General features: G+C 63.2%; 14 protein-coding genes. 4 read left to right on the top strand and 10 right to left on the bottom strand.

The genetic code is table 11. The features are described from left to right. Positions 1-60: 60 nt before the first annotated feature. The 5 genes from ACWGTO_RS21150 to ACWGTO_RS21130 all read right to left on the bottom strand — a co-directional run bounded on the left by ACWGTO_RS21150 (position 61) and on the right by ACWGTO_RS21130 (position 6,235). Positions 61-1,701 carry an ABC transporter substrate-binding protein gene (locus ACWGTO_RS21150; protein ID WP_454576746.1) on the bottom strand — a complete coding sequence of 547 codons (1,641 nt, stop codon included), beginning with the start codon at positions 1,699-1,701 and terminating at the stop codon, positions 61-63. Positions 1,702-1,978: 277 nt separating this feature from the next. Continuing rightward, a complete protein-coding gene (locus tag ACWGTO_RS21145; protein ID WP_454576745.1) occupies positions 1,979-3,037 on the bottom strand; it encodes an alpha/beta hydrolase in 1,059 nt (352 codons plus the stop codon). 8 nt (positions 3,038-3,045) lie between these two features. After that, entirely contained in the window at positions 3,046-3,723 is a 678-nt protein-coding gene (locus tag ACWGTO_RS21140) for an isochorismatase family protein (protein ID WP_454576744.1), read from the bottom strand. Next, the gene (locus ACWGTO_RS21135; protein WP_454576743.1) at positions 3,724-5,028 is read right to left on the bottom strand and encodes a M24 family metallopeptidase; all 1,305 of its coding nucleotides are present in this window, start codon (positions 5,026-5,028) and stop codon (positions 3,724-3,726) included. A 310-nt stretch (positions 5,029-5,338) separates the two neighbouring features. Then, positions 5,339-6,235: a GlxA family transcriptional regulator gene (locus ACWGTO_RS21130; protein WP_454576857.1), complete on the bottom strand. Its 897-nt coding sequence runs from the start codon at positions 6,233-6,235 to the stop codon at positions 5,339-5,341. Positions 6,236-6,417: 182 nt separating this feature from the next. Between ACWGTO_RS21130 and ACWGTO_RS21125 the strand changes: the two genes are divergently transcribed. Then, a complete protein-coding gene (locus tag ACWGTO_RS21125) occupies positions 6,418-6,915 on the top strand; it encodes a GAF domain-containing protein (protein ID WP_454576742.1) in 498 nt (165 codons plus the stop codon). Here ACWGTO_RS21125 and ACWGTO_RS21120 read toward each other — a convergent pair. Then, positions 6,912-7,982 carry a YeiH family protein gene (locus ACWGTO_RS21120; protein WP_454576741.1) on the bottom strand — a complete coding sequence of 357 codons (1,071 nt, stop codon included), beginning with the start codon at positions 7,980-7,982 and terminating at the stop codon, positions 6,912-6,914. The genes ACWGTO_RS21125 and ACWGTO_RS21120 overlap by 4 nt on opposite strands. A gap of 344 nt (positions 7,983-8,326) precedes the next feature. On the opposite strand from ACWGTO_RS21120, the gene ACWGTO_RS21115 reads away from it, so the two are divergent. From ACWGTO_RS21115 to ACWGTO_RS21105, 3 genes are all read left to right on the top strand, one after another. Continuing rightward, the gene (locus ACWGTO_RS21115; protein ID WP_454576856.1) at positions 8,327-8,791 is read left to right on the top strand and encodes an N-acetyltransferase family protein; all 465 of its coding nucleotides are present in this window, start codon (positions 8,327-8,329) and stop codon (positions 8,789-8,791) included. Between the two features lie 25 nt (positions 8,792-8,816). Continuing rightward, the gene (locus ACWGTO_RS21110) at positions 8,817-9,200 is read left to right on the top strand and encodes an ACT domain-containing protein (protein ID WP_454576740.1); all 384 of its coding nucleotides are present in this window, start codon (positions 8,817-8,819) and stop codon (positions 9,198-9,200) included. A gap of 149 nt (positions 9,201-9,349) precedes the next feature. Further along, positions 9,350-10,783: an aldehyde dehydrogenase family protein gene (locus ACWGTO_RS21105; RefSeq protein WP_454576739.1), complete on the top strand. Its 1,434-nt coding sequence runs from the start codon at positions 9,350-9,352 to the stop codon at positions 10,781-10,783. 62 nt (positions 10,784-10,845) lie between these two features. Here ACWGTO_RS21105 and ACWGTO_RS21100 read toward each other — a convergent pair whose 3' ends face one another. The 4 genes from ACWGTO_RS21100 to ACWGTO_RS21085 all read right to left on the bottom strand — a co-directional run bounded on the left by ACWGTO_RS21100 (position 10,846) and on the right by ACWGTO_RS21085 (position 17,849). Next, positions 10,846-12,156 (bottom strand): HlyD family type I secretion periplasmic adaptor subunit, encoded by a 1,311-nt coding sequence (locus ACWGTO_RS21100; RefSeq protein WP_454576738.1) that lies wholly within the window; start codon positions 12,154-12,156, stop codon positions 10,846-10,848. After that, positions 12,153-13,889: a type I secretion system permease/ATPase gene (locus ACWGTO_RS21095; protein ID WP_454576737.1), complete on the bottom strand. Its 1,737-nt coding sequence runs from the start codon at positions 13,887-13,889 to the stop codon at positions 12,153-12,155. The genes ACWGTO_RS21100 and ACWGTO_RS21095 overlap by 4 nt, the downstream gene beginning before the upstream one ends. Before the next feature lie 34 nt (positions 13,890-13,923). Then, positions 13,924-14,316 carry a hypothetical protein gene (locus ACWGTO_RS21090; protein ID WP_454576736.1) on the bottom strand — a complete coding sequence of 131 codons (393 nt, stop codon included), beginning with the start codon at positions 14,314-14,316 and terminating at the stop codon, positions 13,924-13,926. Between the two features lie 191 nt (positions 14,317-14,507). Further along, positions 14,508-17,849: a M10 family metallopeptidase C-terminal domain-containing protein gene (locus ACWGTO_RS21085; RefSeq protein ID WP_454576735.1), complete on the bottom strand. Its 3,342-nt coding sequence runs from the start codon at positions 17,847-17,849 to the stop codon at positions 14,508-14,510. Between the last annotated feature and the right edge of the window lie 249 nt (positions 17,850-18,098).

Here is an 18,098-nt window from a genome sequence, read left to right as displayed (position 1 = left end):
CATGGCAAACAGCATTCCGGCGCAGCCCTTCCGAACTGCGCCGACCCACAGTCCGGGGGATCAGCTCTCAACCCACGCCTTCTCGAAGTGCTGTTCCAGCGACTGGTGCTGCTCGCAGCCATGCACGCCCTTGCGAAACGTGCGGTAGACCGAGCGCCAGTAGGGCTGGATGATGATGCCGCTGTCGCGCAGATTCTGCTCGATCTTGGCCATGATGTCCTTGCGCTTGGCGGCGTCGGGCGTTGCCAGCGCCTTGTCGAGAAGATCGTCGAAGTCCTTGTTCGCATAAGCGCTTTCGTTCCAGGCGGCGCCCGACTTGTAGGCCAGCGCCAGCACCTGGACGCCGAGAGGGCGGCCCAGCCACTCGGTGGTGGAGAAAGGGTATTTGCTCCAGTCATTCCAGAAGGTTGCGGCCGGCAGCACGGTGCGTTTGATCTTCAGGCCGGCCTCGCGCATCTGCGCGGCGATCGCGTCGCCGGTGCTCTTTTGCCATTCGATATCGACGGAGATGAGGTCGAATTCGTGGTCGGCCTTGCCCGCCTCGGCAAGCAGTTTCTTCGACTGCTCCACGTCGCGCTTGGCCGGGCCGATATCGGCAAACTCAGGATGCATCGGGCCGACATGGTGGTTGTCGGCGGGCTTGCCGCGACCGCCGAGGCCAAGCGTCAGCACGGCCGAATTGTCGACGGCAAGCTGTCCGGCTCGGCGCACCTTGACGTCATCATAGGGTGCGTTGCCGACATTGAAGCGCGCAACGATGGTCGAGCCGGTGGCGATCTCGGAATTTTCGAGCCCCATTTTCTCGGTCTGCGACACGGCGTCGGAAGCAGTCTCGTGGTCGGTGTCGATCTCGCCGGATTCGAACGCCGACAGCATGGCGTTGGGGTCCGAGCCGTAATCGACCCATTTGATGCCGTCGAGATAGAAGTCGCCTTTCCACCAAGGCTTCTCCTTGCGCTTGACCTCAGCACTTGTCTCGGCATTCCAGCTGACTAGTTCGCAGGGACCGGTGGTGATCGCCAGCGCCTTCATCGGGTCGTCGCCGCCCTCATAGGAGCGGTGCATGATCAGCGCCGGATAGTCGGCCATCCCGGCAATCAGCGAGATGTCGGGCTTGGGCAGGTTGAGTTTGACAGTGAAGTCGTCGACCTTCTCGATGCCGCCGTCGACCGGCTTCTTGGTGTCGGCATTGACCAGCGCGCCCATGCGCGCGGCGACCGAATTGCCGGCGACCGACGCATCGCACCATCGGTTGAGATTGTGGATGACATCGTCGGCGTTGAAGGTATCGCCATTCGACCAGGCGATGCCCTTGCGCACATGCAGGGTGATTGTCCTGGCGTCGTCGCTGGTTTCCCAGCTTTCGAGCAGCCAGGGCTCGAAGGTGAAGTCGCGGTTCCAGCGCACCAGATATTCGTTGCAGTGGCGCGCGACATTGGACATCTCGACGCCGTCGAACGTGCGCGGATCCTTGAAACCCTTGACGTTCATGGCGACGCGCAAGGTGCCGCCGCGCTTCGGCTCCTCGGCCCGGGCAGGCGTGGCGGCAAGGCCGCCCAGCGCCAGCGCTCCGGCCGCGCTGACGCCGAAGCCGGCCATGATGGCGAAGTATTCGCGCCGGTTGACGCCGCCTTTCCTGAAATCATCGGCAACGGGTTTCGCTTGCGGGTGCAGTTCTCTGTCGGTCAGCATGAATTTCATCGTCGTTCCCTCTTTTTGTTGAGCGCCCCCGACAGGTCACCTCCGCTTGGGGGCGGATGTGACCGTCGGGGTGCCGTTGCCTGAGCAGGTGATGATAAAGCGGGCCGATACCGGGAAATGTTCGGGTTTCCGCAATTCTTGTGCGCTGCTCCGCAGCGCGGAGTACAGCCAATCTCCCCCCTTGTGAGGGAGATGTCCGGCAGGACAGAGGGGGGGCGCTGTCCCGCCGGCCCTTCTTGTGAACGGGGTGCCTTCGCAGGGCAATCGTCGCGTTGATTTAGGAGATTGAAGGGCCGCGATCCTTCGCGCCCGCCTCTGGCCTGCCGGCCATCTCCCCCACGAGGGGGGAGATCAGCACGTCGTCGTTCTTGCCGAGCACGGCGACAGCGGCGATGGCCGCAAGGATGCACAAAAACGCCTCGCCGGCGCGCGGAACACTTTTGCGGGCGCGCAAAAAACTGTGCACCAGCCGCGGCTCCTCGTACCACCAGGCGCGGCCGCCTGCGACGAGGATGCGGTCGCGATAGGTCTCGCCGTCCGACGACAGCGGATCGCACTCGGCGGTGACGATGACCGTCGGCGGCAGGCCGGAAAAATCGCTGTCCGTAAGCGGCGAGAATGTCGGGTCGTCGCGCGACTGCGCCGGGCCGGTGCGGATGGTGCGATAGGTCTCGATGTCGCGCAGCGTCAGCAGCGGCGCCTGCGCGTGTTCGACGTAAGAGCCGGCAGTCTCGTCGCCGCCGAGGCCGGGGTAGATCAGCACCTGGCCGACGGCATGGCGCGGGTGGCGACGCGATGCATGCGCGACCGCGGCGGCAAGGTTGCCGCCGGCACTTTCGCCGACGAGCACGATCGGCAGATCAGTCGTTTGTGCCGCCCATTCGAAGGCGGCAAGCGCATCCTCGAAGGCGGCGGGATGGCGATGTTCCGGCGCCAGCCGGTAGTCGGCGGAGACGACGTCGAAGCCGGTGCCGGCGCAAATCTCGGCGCAGATGTCGTCATGACTTTCGAGCCCGCCCAGCACAAACCCGCCGCCATGATAGTAGACGATGATTGCGCGCGCCGGCTTGCCCGCCATCCGGTAGTAACGGATCGGGATGATATATCCTGCATCGGCGGCAATGATGCGGTCGCTGGCCGAAACGCCCTTGGGATAACCCTGATGGAAGGCGCGGCACATCGCGTCATAGACCGATCTTTGCTCGGCGATCGGCAATTCAGCGATCTCGGGCGGGAACCAGTCGTTGACCAGGTCGATATAATCCCACAGCGCCGGGTCCAGCCTCGTGGCGTATTTTCCCTGTCTGGCTGTCTTGAGCTTGTGGACCGTGCCCATCCTGTGCCTCAGAGCTCGTCGTAGAGCCGGCCGGCGTTTTCAAAGGTGAAGCGCAGCGGCACCGAGCCCTCGACCTGCCATGCATCGACCGTGTCGCCCGCCATCAGCCGGCAGGCATCGAGTGTGTTGGTGACGGCGCCGCCATAGAGCCGGTTGGCAAGGTTGAGGATGGCGGTCTGGTGCATGGCGGCACTGCCGCTGCCGCAGGCATCCTTGACCAGCAGCACGCGAAAGCCGGATGCCACCGCGTCCTTCACCGTGGCGTCGACGCAGGCCTCGGTCCACACGCCGGCGACGATCAGCCACTCGATCCCGCCGGATTTGAGGTCGCGGGCAGCCGGCCCCGAACGGAAGGCGCTGGCCTCTGCCTTGATCAGCAACGCCTCGCCATTGGCCGGCGCCACCTCACGGCAGATCTCCGTCAGCGGATCGCTCTTGTCGGAAAAGGCGGACTTGCCGTCGGCATCGAGCGGGTGGAACGGCCGCGCCTTGGCGGTATCGACGATATAGGCCCAGTGGTAGAGCGGCACGAAGTTGCGCCGCGCCGCCGCCTGCAGGCGCTGGACGTTGGCCAGCACCTCGCCATAGCCTTCGACCAGATAGCGCTTGTCCTGCCGATGTTCTTCCTGGAGGTCGATGAACACCGCGGCCACCGTGCCGCGTCTGATCGAGATCGGTGCCTTCATCTAGGCGGCCCCTGCCAGAAACTCGTCCTCATAGGGAAAGCGCGACAGCAATTCGGTGCCGGTCTCGGTGATCAGGATCTCGTCCTCCAGCTTGACGCCCTCGCGGCCGCCTTTCTCGCCGATATAGCTTTCCACGCTGACCACCATTCCGGGCACGATAATGCCGTCGCGACCGTAAGTCTCGTAGTCCATGGCGTGCGCAATGAACGGCGTTTCGCCATGCATGCCGACGCCGTGCATGACGGAGGTATAGCGCTGGTCGACGAAACGGTCCGGGATTTTCCACGCCTTTTCGGCGATCTCGCGAAACGCCATGCCCGGCTTGACGATCGAAATGTTGTGCTGAACCTGGTCGTGCGCCATCCGGTAGAGCGATTTCTGGTAGTCGGTCGGCTTGCCCGGCCCGCAGCGGAAGGTGCGCGAGAAGTCCGAATAATAGCCGTAGCAGCCGATCGTGTCGGTATCGAGGGCAAGAAGCTCGCCCGGCCGGATCTTGCGGCCGCTGGCCTCGTTGAACCACGGATTGGTGCGCTGTCCCGAGGTCAGCAGCCGGGTCTCGATGAACTCGCCGCCTTGCCGAATGACCTCGCCATACATGATGGCGAACAGCTCGTTTTCGGACACGCCGGGCTTGATCGCTTCGCGCACGGCGTAGACTGCGGCTTCCGCGCCGGCCATCGACACCTGCAGGCATTTCACTTCCTCCGGCGTCTTCACCGCCCGCACCGCCAGGATTTCGCCCTGGCAATCCCTGACCTCGCAGCCGCGCTTTTCCAATGCCAGCGCCTGCAGATGGCTGCAGCGGTCGAGCCCGAGCTTCATCGAGCCGCCGCCGTGCTTCTTCAGGAGCTCGGCGATCTCGTCGGCGAAGGGGCCGGCGGTCTCGTCGTCGCGGCCCGACACCGAAGACCACACCAGCTTGGACGGCCGCGCTTCGTCGATCGTGTCGAGCACCATCGAGACATGGTAGCTCTGCGGGTACTCGAACAGCACGATCGGCCCTTCGGTCGGGATGAAGAAATAGCGCGTCGAGTTGCGCAGGAAATAGCCGAACATGTTGCGCGAGCCGGTGGCGTAACGCTGGTTGTAGGGATCGAACAGCACGACGCCGCCATAGCCGGCCTCGCGCATCCAGCCGCGCAGCTTGGCCAGCCTTCCCTTGCGCAGCGCGTCGGCATCGATGAAGGACGGCTCGGTGTCCGACAGCCACATGCCGCCGGCAGAATCAGCCGCGGCCGGGTGGCGCATGCGATCCCTAAAATCCACATCCTCGGTGCTGTCGGGGTCGAATACGACGATGCTCATGGGTGCGCCTCCTGAAGGCTCGAACATAGCTGGGCATTGGGCAAAGGCTGTGCGGAAATCCGCAGATGTCGTGCGAAATGCCGCGGGGTACAAAGAGCATGTCGCGATCCTTCGCGCCCCCCTCTGTCCTGCCGGACATCTCCCCCACAAGGAGGGAGATTAGCAGCTTTCGCGTCCCGCTCGCTCTGCAACATTGGTGATTGGCGAAAGCCGAGGCGACATCTGATCTCCCCCCAAGTGGGGGAGATGTCCGGCAGGACAGAGGGGGGCGCTGTCCCGCCAGCGTTTCAATATTCGACAAATCGAAGAGCTAATGCCGCCGCATCGCCTTCGGCGCGTGTCCGTGCTCCTCCCGAAACGCCCGGGCAAAGCTCGACATCGAGGCAAACCCACACGCCAGCGCCACGTCGCGCACCATCAGCGTCGAATGCGCGAGCAAATCCGCAGCGCGCCGCAGCCTTAGCCGCCGGTAGTAGCCATTGGGCGAGATGCCGAGTTCGGCGCGGAAATTGCGCTCGAGCTTGTCGGGCGACACGCCGAGCCTTGCCGCCAGCTCCGCCATGCCGAGCCGTTCCTCGACCGCATCCTCCATGATGGCGATGGCCGACAACACCAGCTCGTTCTGGACGCCGGTGCGCAGTCTGAGGGGCATCAGCTTGCGGTCGACACTCGAGCGCAATGGGCTGTGCACGAACCATTCGGCGACGCCGGCCGCGAGTTCTGCGCCATAGTCCTTGGTGATGATCTCCAGCATCATGTCGAGGCTGCCAACGCCGCCGGCCGAGGTGAAGCGCTTGCGGTCGATGACGTAGAGATCACGCCTCAACTCGATGTCCGGAAAGGCCTCGGTGAAGGCCGCCTGGCTGGTCCAGTGCAAGGTGCAGGCATGGCCGTCGAGCAGGCCGGCCCTGGCGAGGAAGAACGCCGCGTCGGCCACCGCGCCAATATGGGCGCCGCCCCGCAGGCTCTTGCGCATCCAGGCAACCGCGTCGTCGGCGACAAGCAAGTCCGCATTGCCGCCCGAGCAGACGACGATGCGGTCGACCTTGGGCGCGCCGGAGGCTGAGAATCCCGGTTGTATGACAACCCCGTTGGACGCTTCGACCGTGCCCTGGTCGGCGCCGACGATCACCCAGCGATAACAATCCCGTTTGGCCAGCATATTGGCGGCGCGCAGTGGCTCGATCACCGAACTGAACGCCATCATCGGAAAGCCGGGAAAGACTAGCACGGCGAAGGTGAGGGGGCTTTCGCTCGCTGCCGGTTGCACCCGGTCCTGTCTTCGGCTGGCAAGGGTGGTATTCACAATTGTGTATTTCCCAATCGCCTCATTGGTGGCAGACAGGAGATATAGCGGGCCTGTTGGCCCGCCGGCAACGGAGACATCAAATGTTTGCGGCCCAGGCCATCGACAGCACCGACAAGCCGGCCTTCTACCGCGAACTGGCCACCCAGTTGAAGGCGCTGCTGGAGGGCGAGAGCGACTCGGTCGCCAATGCCGCCAACACATCGGCGCTGATTTTCCAGATGGTGCCCGATCTCAACTGGGCCGGTTTCTATTTCCTGGCCTCCGACGAGGAGCTGGTGCTCGGGCCGTTCCAGGGCAAGCCGGCCTGCGTGCGCATCGCCGTCGGCAAGGGCGTGTGCGGCACCGCGATCGATCTCGAAATGTCGATGCTGGTCAAGGATGTGCACGAGTTTGCCGGCCATATCGCCTGCGACGCGGAGTCGCGCTCGGAACTGGTCGTGCTGCTCAGGGACAATGACGGTGTCTTCGGCCTGATCGACCTCGACAGCCCGATGCCCGGCCGCTTCGACAAGGAAGACCAGGCCGGCATCGAGGCGCTGGCCGCGATCTATGTCGCGGCGAGTTCGTTCGAGGATTAAGCGAACTTCACCAGCATCAGGCTGAAGCAACCGATGAACAGGAAGGCCGAGAAGGCGAGCGCCAGCGGGCGCAGGCCGCGCGAGCGCAGCTGCGAAATGTTGGCCTGCAGGCCCATGGCGGCGAGCCCCATGGTCAGCATCATGGTGGTGCCGAGCGCCATCGCCGACTTCACTTCGGCCGGTACCGTGACCAGGCTGTTCAGCGCCACGACGGCGATGAAGGCGGCGACGAACCACGGCATCGGCGGCCGCGCCCCGGATTGATCGCTTGACCGGTTGCTCTTGCGCCGCGCCATCATGCCGAGCGCGATGACCATCGGCGCCAGCATGGCGACGCGGGTGAGCTTGGCGACGGTGGCGATCTCGCCGGACTGGGCGCCGTTCTGGAAACCGGCGCCGATGACCTGCGCCACCTCGTGGATCGAGGCGCCGGCCCACAGGCCGAACGCATGCTGGTCGAGGCCGAGCAGAGGCGCCAGCAGCGGAAAGCCGAGCATGGCGATTGTGCCAAACAGCGTGATCGAGGCGACGGCGTAGGTGACGTCTTCGTCGCGCGCATCGGTGACGATGTTGGTGGCGACAATGGCCGAAGCGCCGCAGATCGATGTGCCGGCGGCGATCAGCTGCGCCAGCTTGCGATCGACGCCGAGCAGGCGGCCGAGCGTGATGGTGAAGACGAAGGTTGCGCCGAGTGTCAGCGCCACGATGCCGACGCCGCTGGCGCCGATTGAAACGACCTGGCCAAGCGTCAGCTGGAAGCCGAGCAGCACGATGGCAAAGCGCAGCAGGCGCTTTTGCGAAAAAGCGATGCCCGCCTTGGCATGCGCGGGCGTGCCGAGCACGTTGGAATAGATCATGCCGGCGACGACGGCGAGGATCATCGGGCTGAACAGCGCAAAGCCGGAGACATTGTGAGCGGAGAAGGCGACCGCCGTGATCATCGCCACCAGCACGATGCCGGGAATGATGCCGTTCCACACCTGGTCGAGCCGCTTGCGGCCCGCGGCCAGATCGGCGGAAATCAGGCTTTTCGGAATTTCGTTCGCGATGTGGGTGACGGAAGACAATGCGATGCTCCAAGCGAGTACGCCGGAGGAATGCCATTCCAGAATCAATCTTACCAACGAATTGTTTTGGTCATAATGATCGATTTTTTCGAACGATTGGCCTTGACCAAGTGCCACTGTGTCGGACAGGCTGGGCCAATTCCAAAATCTTGACGCGCCGATGTTCCTGCTCCAGCTTGGCGCCATGTTCGTTTTCTCGCTCGCCATCGCCAAGCGACGTCGCCTCTGCACGGTGCGGAGCGGCAAGCTGATTGCGCGACGACAAAGGCCGGCACGATAAGTCCGGTTCGTTCGTTTCCAGCCCCGCCGCATCGTCCACCGGCGGGGTTTTTCATGTCTGGAGCATTGTTATGGATTCTTCCATCCGGTTTCGGCCGGCCGAGCCCACCGATGCCGCCGCGATCAGGGACATCGTGCGCGCCGCCTATGCCAGATGGGTGCCGGTAATCGGCCGCGAGCCGATGCCGATGCGCGCCGACTATGACAAGGCAATTGCGGAACATCCCTTCGATCTCGCTGTCGAGGACGGCCGCATCGTCGGCATGATCGAGACCATGCTGGAGGACGATCACCTGTGGATCGAGAATGTTTGCGTCGCACCGCACGCGCAGGGCAGGGGGATCGGCCGGCTGTTGCTCGAACGGGCCGAAGAGAAGGCACGCACGGCCGGCCGCCGCGAATTGCGCCTTTTGACCAACGGCGCGTTCGAGGCCAATGTGTCGCTCTACCGCAAGCACGGCTACACGATCGACCGCGAAGAGCCGTTCATGAACGGCATGACGGTCTATATGAGCAAGCGGCTGGCGTGATCGCCGACAAAGAGGGGAGGTTCGGATGGCAATCAGGGTCCGGTTGAAACCACTCCCGGGGCGGTACGCGGTTTCGCGCCTCGAAGCAAAAGACAGCATTCCCGGCTGGGCCGACGGGCCGGGCTTCGTCAGCATCACGAGGACCGAGGACGAGCTTTCGGTCGTTTGCCTTCAGGAGCGGGTTCCGGACGGCGTGAAGCACGACAGGGACTGGGTCGCCCTGAAACTCCAGGGTCCCTTTGCCTTCGACGAAACAGGCATCGTGCTGTCGGTGATAAAGCCATTGTCGGAAAACGAACTGGGCATTTTCCTGGTATCGACCTTCGACGGCGACCATCTGCTGGTGAAGGCCGCTGATGCGCCAAGGGCCGCCGTTCTTCTGACAGACGCCGGCCATACACTGCTTTAGCGCTTGCAGTCCCGACCGCCTCAGGTCTGGCTCAATCGCTTGGCCCCTTGCATTTGGCGCTGGCGTTTGACAGCACCGTTTGCGCATCGTTATCTCTAGAAGAATACGACGATCACCCCACATTTGCTGGCGACCCCAGGGAGAAGTCCATGTCTCACAATCTGCAGTTCTATATCGATGGCGCCTGGGTCGATCCGGTCGTGCCCAACAGTTTCGATGTCATCGACCCCTCCAACGAGGATGCCTTCGCGCAGATTTCGCTCGGCTCCAAGGCCGATGTCGACAAGGCAGTGGCCGCGGCAAAACGCGCCTTCGATACATACGGCTTCACCTCGGCCGAAGAGCGCCTCGACATCCTCAACCGCGTCATCGAGGTCTACAAGAAGCGCAGCGCCGATCTGGCGCTGGCCGTGTCGCGCGAGATGGGCGCGCCGCGCCAGATGGCGCTCGACAGCCAGGTCGGTATCGGGCTGGCGCATCTCATAAAGATCGCCGAAGTGCTGAAGTCGTTCGAATTCCGCCACGTCAAGGGCCCGAACCTGATCGTCAAGGAGCCGATCGGCGTCGTCGGCCTGATCACGCCGTGGAACTGGCCGCTGAACCAGATTACCTGCAAGGTCGGTCCGGCACTCGCCGCCGGCTGCACCATGGTGCTGAAGCCGTCGGAAATCGCGCCGCTCGACGCCATCATCTTCGCCGAGATCATCGACGAGGCCGGCGTGCCGAAGGGCGTCTTCAACCTCGTCAATGGCGACGGCCCGGGCGTCGGCCAGGCGCTGTCCAGCCACCCCGACATCGACATGATGTCGTTCACCGGCTCGACCCGCGCCGGCATTCTGGTTGCCAAGGCGGCCGCCGACACGGTCAAGCGCGTGCATCAGGAACTTGGCGGCAAGTCGGCCAACATCCTGTTCCCCGATGTCGATCTGGAAAAGGCCGTCAGCAAGGGCGTCGCCGGCTGCTTCAGCAACTCAGGCCAGTCCTGCAACGCGCCGACGCGCATGTTCGTGCCGCGCGACCGCCATGACGAGGCGGCCTCCTATGCCAAAACGGCGGCGGAAAAATTCACCGTTGGCCCCGCTGATGCCGCCGGTTCCAAGCTCGGCCCGGTGGTCAGCCAGCTTCAGTTCGACAAGATTCAGGACCTGATCCAGGCCGGCATAGACGAAGGTGCGACGTTGGTCGCCGGTGGCCCCGGCCGCCCGGCCGAGCTCAACCGCGGCTATTACGTCCGCCCGACCGTGTTTGCCGACGTCACGCCGGACATGCGCATCGCCAGGGAAGAAATCTTCGGGCCGGTCCTGGCAATCATGCCTTATGACACCGTCGAAGAGGCGGTCGGCACCGCCAATGACACTGTCTATGGGCTGGCCTCCTACATCCAGGCCAAGGACATCCAGAAGGCCCGCGAGGTCGCCGCCCGCATGCGCACCGGCAACGTCTACATCAACTATCCCCAGTGGGACGCCGGCCTGCCCTTCGGCGGCTACAAGCAATCCGGCAACGGCCGCGAATATGCCGAATACGGGCTCGAGGATTTCCTTGAGATCAAGGGCATAGCGGGCTACGAGGCGGCAGAGTAGGGCTAACCCTTCGGGACCGGCAGCCAGCCGGTCCCGGTGCTCCAGCTCTCAAGGGTGCGGCTTCATTCTTCCCGGAAAGCTTTCTCGATCTGGTCCGACAGCGGCTTCACCAGATAGGAAAGCATCGTCCGATCGCCCGTCGGGAAGAACACTTCGGCCGGCATGCCCGGCGCCAACGCCAGGCCGCGCAGCTTGGCGACCTCGGTTTTCGGCAGCGTCACCCGCGCAACATAGAAGGCTGCTCCGGTGCGCTCTTCGGTGGTGAGATCCGCCGAGATCCGCGACAGCGTTCCGGTCAGTTCCGGCGTGGTTTGCCGGTTGAAGGCCGACAGGCGCAAAATCGCATTCTGGCCCATCGTCACCTGGTCGATATCCTGCGGTGCAATATGCGCTTCAACGGTCAGGTCGTCCGTAACCGGTACGATCTGCATCACCTGTTCGCCGGGCGTGATGACCCCGCCGATCGTATGCACGGCCAGCTGCAGCACCACGCCATCCTGCGGGCTGCGCAGATCGATGCGCTTCAGCTGGTCCTCGGCCGCCACCTTGCGTTCGACGAACTCGGAGATCTTCCCTTGCGCTTCGCGTAAGTCGTTCGCGACCTCGCTGCGAAGATCCTGGTCGATCTGGATGATCTGCAGTTCGATCTCGGACGCCTTGCCTTTCACCTGGGCAATTCCCGCCGTCAACTGCCCATGCTCGCCTTCGAGCCGCACCGCGTCCCGTTCCAGCGCCGTCATGCGCTCGATCCCTATCAGCTTGCGATGCCAGAGCGACCGCACGCCTTCCAACTCGATCTGGATCAGCTCGATCTCGCGGCGTTTGGCCTGCAACTGCTCGGTCAGGCCGGCGGTCTCCTGCGTCAACTGGGCGATCCGTTCGCGCAATTGCGATCGCTGGCCGGATCGCGCCTGGCGCCGGAAATCGAACAGTGATTGTTCTCCGGCCATCGATGCGGCGACACCAGCTTCGTCGCGCCGCGATGTCAAAACCTCCGGAAAGCTGATCGTGTCCTTGCCGTCACGCTCCGCCTCCAGGCGCGCCAACCGTGCATAAAACTCGTCCAGACCTTTTGAGACGATCGCCAAATTGGCGCGCGTTGTAGTCTCATCCAGGCGCACCAGAATATCGCCGGCTTTGACCCGGTCGCCTTCACGCACCCTGATCTCGCCGACCACGCCGCCCGTCGGATGCTGAACCTTCTTTACATTGGAATCGACCACCAGCCGACCAGCTGCGATCACCGCACCCGACATTTTGGTCACGGCCGCCAAGCCGCCAACACCTCCGACAAGCAGCAGACAGGTAGCAACCCCGGCCACGAGATAGCGGTGGACCTGCTTATGATGCAAAGCGCTTCTGTCCTCGCTCATGCCGGAATGCCTCTCTCCGCGGCGGCAACGACCTTGAGCGGTGCTGCCGTTCGGAAAACCTTGTTCAGCACCTCATCTTTCGGGCCGAAGGCCTGCACATGCCCATTGGCCATCACCAGCACCGTATCGACATTGGCCAGGACAGTGGATCGGTGCGCGACGACGATAACGATTCCGCCGCGGTCCCTGATGCCCTGGATGGCGGCGGACAAGGCCACTTCACCGTCCGCATCGAGATTGGAATTCGGCTCGTCCAGGATGACCATGAACGGATCGCCATAGAGGGAGCGCGCAAGGGCGATACGCTGCCGTTGCCCGGCCGACAGCGAAGCACCAGCTTCGCCGACCCTTGTATCGTAACCGTCGGCCAGATGCACCACGAGATCATGCACGCCGGCGGCCTTGGCCGCCGCAAGCACCATGTCGGATGACGCATCCGGGTCGAAGCGGGCGATGTTCTGCGCAATCGATCCGTCGAACAGCTGCACATCCTGCGGCAGATAGCCGATATGTTTGCCGAGCTCCTCGCTCGGCCACTGGTCAAGCGTCGCGCCGTCCAGCCGCACGGCGCCCCGCGCCGGTAGCCAGACACCCGCAAGCGCACGCACCAGCGACGATTTGCCGGAAGCGCTCGGACCGATGACCCCCAGGCCCGATCCCTTGGCCAGTGAAAAACTGGCATCCCACACCACCGGCTTCTGTTCGCCCGGTGGCGCGACACTGACATTCTCAACCACCAGCGCGCTGACCGGCGCGGGCAGGGTTACGCCGGTTGCGCCTTCCGGCAGCGCAGCCAACAGCTGCTTCAGGCGTGCCCAGCTTTGCCGCGCCGCAATGAAACCCTTCCAATGCGCTATCGCCAGTTCGATCGGAGCCAGCGCCCTGCCCATCATGATCGAGCTTGCGATCATGATGCCGCCGGTCGCCTCTTGCTTGATCACCAGATAAGCGCCGATCGCCAGCATGGCGGATTGCAGCATCAATCGCAGGATCTTGGAAATCGTGCCAAGCGTTCCCGCCACATCGCTGGCCGCCGCATGGGCGTTCAGGTACTCGGCATTGACGACATGCCAGCGCTCGGCGATACGCCCGCCAAAACCCATGGCCTGCATGGCTTCGGCATTGCGCCTTGTCGCCTCGGCCAACGTGCTTCGGACGGCTGCGTGCTGTCCAGCGATCCTTGTCGGACCGCGGGTCCGGAATTCGGCCAGAAGCGTCAGCGCAAACAGGACAACAGCGCCGGCAAGCGCGGTAACGCCGATCCAGAAATGAAAGATAAAGCAGATGCCGATATAGAGCGGCATCCATGGCAGGTCGAACAGCGCGGTCGGTCCGGCGCTGCCGATAAAGGCGCGAACCTGGTCCAGGTCCCGCAAGGGCTGCAGTCCGTCACCGGAAGGCTTGGCGCGCAGCGGCAGGCGCATCAGCGCCGAATAGACCGACGGGCTCAGCTTTGCGTCCAACCCCTGTCCCAGTCGCACCATCAGGCGAGAGCGGATCAGCTCCAGCACCCCCTGAAACACGAACAGCGTTCCCGCAAGCACCGCCAGGCCGACCAGCGTCGGCACGCTGCGGCCCGGAACGACCCGGTCATAGACTTGCAACATGAAGAACGAGCCCGTCAGGGTCAGCACGTTGACGACCCCGCTCATCAGGACAATGCCCGAAAAAGCACGTCGAAAGGACGACAGAATTCCGACCAGCGTAAGCGGCGGCGATGGCGTCAGCTGCATGCAGGCTCGCAATCAGAATATGGCATCTCGCCCCTCAATACATAACTGCCTTGAGTATGACATGGACGGGCAAGCCCGCCTCGAACTGTGCGCTGCCTCGCGCGAGCAGCCAGCCGTCCGCACGCTCCAGGCGCGCAACGACCTGCAGCGTTGGTGAAGCAGTCGAGCTTGCGGGCAGGGGCAACGAAAATTCTATCGTCTTTGAGTCGCCCTCGCTTTTGAGGCTCGTTTTCGCGGCGCGATGTCGCGCACTGTCCTGAATGGCGGGGTCCTCGAGGTAGATCTCGAGATGGCCTTCCGGGATAGTTTTGCCGCCCACGAAGGTGACCGCGCCATGAATATCGGTCGATTGCGCAGCCGCTGCCCCGGCGGCCGCAGCGACAGCCGCGACTCCGGCGGCCATCAATACTGTGCGGCGGTCGGTCATCCGTACTCTCCCTTTTTCGCTGCGTTACCTCTGCCAGCTGCACAGGGGTGACCAGCGTCGTACCAATGCATGTTGCCCAAACGTGGACCCGTGGCATGCACAAAACCGAAGACTAAAAACGCGTCGCCTCTATCCGTTTCAACGCGACGCTGTTCAGGAGGGAGCCTGGCAGCACCCCTCCTGGTAACGCGTTAGATGACAATGAAGTCTGCAGCCGAAAGATCCAGGTTTGTGTTCAGGTGCGCAAATTGAATGGCTGCTTCCTGTCCGGAACCATCGGCGTCGTAAGACAATATTCCACTGTCGGTGTCGTAGATGATGCGGTCGTCGGCATCATGAGCAGCACCGGCTGCGCTCTTGTAGAATGAGCCCAGGGCGAGGGCGCCATCGCCGCCAACACTGGCAAAGATGAGGTTGTCCAGCAGGATCGTATCGTCGGCGACCTTGAAGTCCTTGATCCAGTCGATATTGCCGTTCCCGAGTTCTGTCGAGAAGCGGAAATAGTCCTGGCCCGCGCCGCCGGTCAGCGTGTCGGCAGCCAGCCCGCCATCCAGCAGGTCGTTGCCGCTGCCACCGTTGAGCGTGTCGGCGCCCGCAACGCCCGGCTGAGCCGGCGCGGGCGGGAATTCGACCGATACGTTCACCTTGTATGTCGAGCCCACCGGCACCTCTTCCACCCAGCCATCCCCCGGAGCCGTGTCCGACCAGCGGCCTTCCAGAATATAGTAGGTTCCGGTCTCCTGGACGATGAAGCTCGTGCTCGAATCCCTGCCATTTGTGGAGCCGGGGTCGTCGCCGCCATCGTCGTTCTGGGCGACGACATTGCCATCGCTGTCCAGCAGCCTGACGATGCTGTCATGGACGTTGGGGTCGGCAATTCCATCGATGTCGATGGTGATGATCGTGCCGGCCGCCAGGTTGACGCTGTAATACGCGCCCAGGCCGTTTCCGGTGGCGTTGACGGTCGTGTGAAGCGTGGTCGTCGAATCGAAAATGTCGGGGTCGGCGGCCAGCGAGAAGTTGTTCGAGATGTCGAAGGCAGTTGAGGTCGAATTGTTCGTCGCGTCCGGTCCGAGCGTGGCGTAGCCGGTGCCCATACCCGGGCGTGGCGGAGCATCGCCCTGATAGGCGAAATCGCCGAGCAGGGTGTCATCGCCACCGCCGCCGTCGATCTTGTCGGCGCCGCCCTGGCCGGTCAGCACATTGGCCGAGCCGTCGCCCGTCAGGTGATCGTTGAAGCCCGAACCGGCCAGATTCTCGATCGATATATAGGTGTCGCCCCCGGATTTGCCGCCACCCAGTTTGAGGCTGAGCCCACTGGTCGCGTCGGCATAGTCCGCCGTGTCGCTGCCGGCGCCGCCATTCAATGTGTCGGCGCCGCCGCCGCCCGTCAGCGTGTCGTTGCCCGCGCCGCCGGAGAGATTGTTGGCCTGGGCGTTGCCGATCAGATGGTCATCGAAGAATGAACCGACGGCATTTTCGAAGCCGACGAGGATGTCGTGCCGGATAACGGTGCCGCGCCCGACGATCTGCACCGGGCCATCGCCGTCGCCGCCATTGGCCGTGCCATTGGCGAGGTCGATCGTCACACCCGAGGAACTGCCTTCGTAGACGACCGTGTCGATACCGGCGCCGCCATCCAGATAGTCCTGGCCGGCGCCGCCGATGATCGTGTCGTTGCCGCCTTCACCGTAGAGGATGTCGCCGTCGTTGCCGCCATCAAGTATGTCGTTGCCGGCGCCGCCATTGAAGTAGTCGCCGCCGCCCCGGCCCCAGAAATGATTTGCCGCGGACGTGCCTATGAAACGGTCGATGCGGTCATCAGACCCGATCAGGTTCTCGATGCTGTAGAAGGTGTCGCCCGTGCCGGTGCCACCATTGGCAACGTTCGTCTCGAGGTTGACGAGCAACTGGAACGGGCTTTCCTTGCTGTAGTCGACCGTGTCGACGCCCGCGCCGCCCCTGAATATATCGACGCCGTCCTGGCCGCTCAGCGTATCGTCGCCGTTGCCGCCGTCGAGAATATCGTTGCCCTGGCCGCCGAGGATGGTGTCGTTGCCATTGCCGCCATAGAGCGTGTCGTTGCCGTCGTCGCTCTCGGTCTGGTCGGGAAGGTCGGCGACGTCGATGGTGTTGTTGATGTCGCGGCTGGCGAGCGAGTCGCGGCCACCGATGATGAGGTCATCGCCACCCTGGCCGAAGATCGTGTCGTTGCCGGCGCCGCCGTCGAGCGAATTGTTCCCATTGTCGCCGATGATGACGCTGGTCATCGTGTTGTCGCCGATGATGGGAGGCGTTTCGCCGCCGCCATCTCCCGGCTGGGGTGTCGACTCGTCGGCGTAGATGATGTGTTCGACGTTGGCGATGTTGCCGATCCGCAGGCTCCTGGACATCAGGATGACCGTGTCGTCGCCGCCATTGGCTTCCTCGCGCACGATGTCGTCGAGGGAATCGACGAAGTAGGTGTCGTCACCGCCATTGCCGGCCATGCGGTCGCCGCCGCCGCGGCCATCCAGCACGTTGTCTCCGTCATTGCCGATCAGGACGTCGTCATGGCTGCTGCCGATGCCGTTCTCGATGTAATAGTCAGTGCCATCGGCGTTGTGGCCGGCAAAGATCGACACATTGTTGCTGTGGCCGTTGACGCTGGAGAACTGTCCCGCCCGCAGGTCAAGGATCGTGCCGGCCGTGGAGCCCGAGAAGTCGATCGTGTCGGTTCCGCCGGTGTCATGGATCACAAAACCGACATCGTGCTGCATGCCCGAGGAGGTCAGCTGGTAGCCATATTGTGTGCTGCCGAAGCCGTAGACGTTGTCGCCCGTGTTGAGGTCGATATGCTGGTAGGTGCGCACTCCGTTCTCGTCGACGGTCGAGAAAAAGCGGCGGATGACGGCTTCGATGTCGGCCATCATCGGCGTTGCCGCCGACCAGCGGGTGGGTTCGCCGACATCGATCCCGTCGAAATAGGACATGACGCTGTATTGCTGACGGTCGTAGGTCCAGGTCGCATTGTTCAGGTAATTGATCTGTACGCCGCCGGGACCGCTGTAATTGTAGAGGCCGGGATGGTTCAGGCCGAACTCATGACCGAATTCATGGATGAAGGAATCGAACACATAGCCGCCAATATCGGTCTTGTTGTGCTCGGTGTCGTGGAAACGCTGGCCTATGCTGACATAGCGGTCGTTGGAATAGGCGCTGCCGTCGTCCTCCTCGCCCAGTTCCGGGCTGACAACCTGCATCCAGTCCGTTGCGCTATTGTATGGCGCATTGTCGACGATTTCGAACTTCAGAGGGGTGACCGAGGCCCACATCTGCAAGGCGCCGATCGCGGCGGCCTTGTACTCGGGATGGTCGTTGAGGTCAGAGACATTGATCCGAAGCGTTCCCGCCGCGATCGCCGGCGTCAGCGACCGGTCCAGCGCTCCGAGGTAGTCGAGGAAGGCGCCGTAATCTTCGCTTTTGCCATACGGATTGTCCGGCGTCTGGTCGTTGACCCACCATTGATCGCTGGTCTGGCTTGGGTTCGGCATCGTTGGGACTCCTTGTCTTACAACCGTGGCAATTACGGCTGTACGGTTTAGCTTGTGCCAACCACCGACAAGCATCGTTTGCGCTTGCCGGTCGAGCCCCGTCCCATTGACAACAATGCTATTGGAATCTTCGCTTGTCTAGCCTCTGTTCGCGCTCAGTACATATGAGATTATTGGGCGCACTTCTCTCGGCGGACTTTGAGATACTCGCTTGGTTTTAGTTGCGCTCGCGCTAATATATGTTTTGTA

It is taken from the genome of Mesorhizobium sp. PL10 (assembly GCF_053714315.1).
This window is presented reverse-complemented; position numbering and strand designations above follow the sequence as displayed.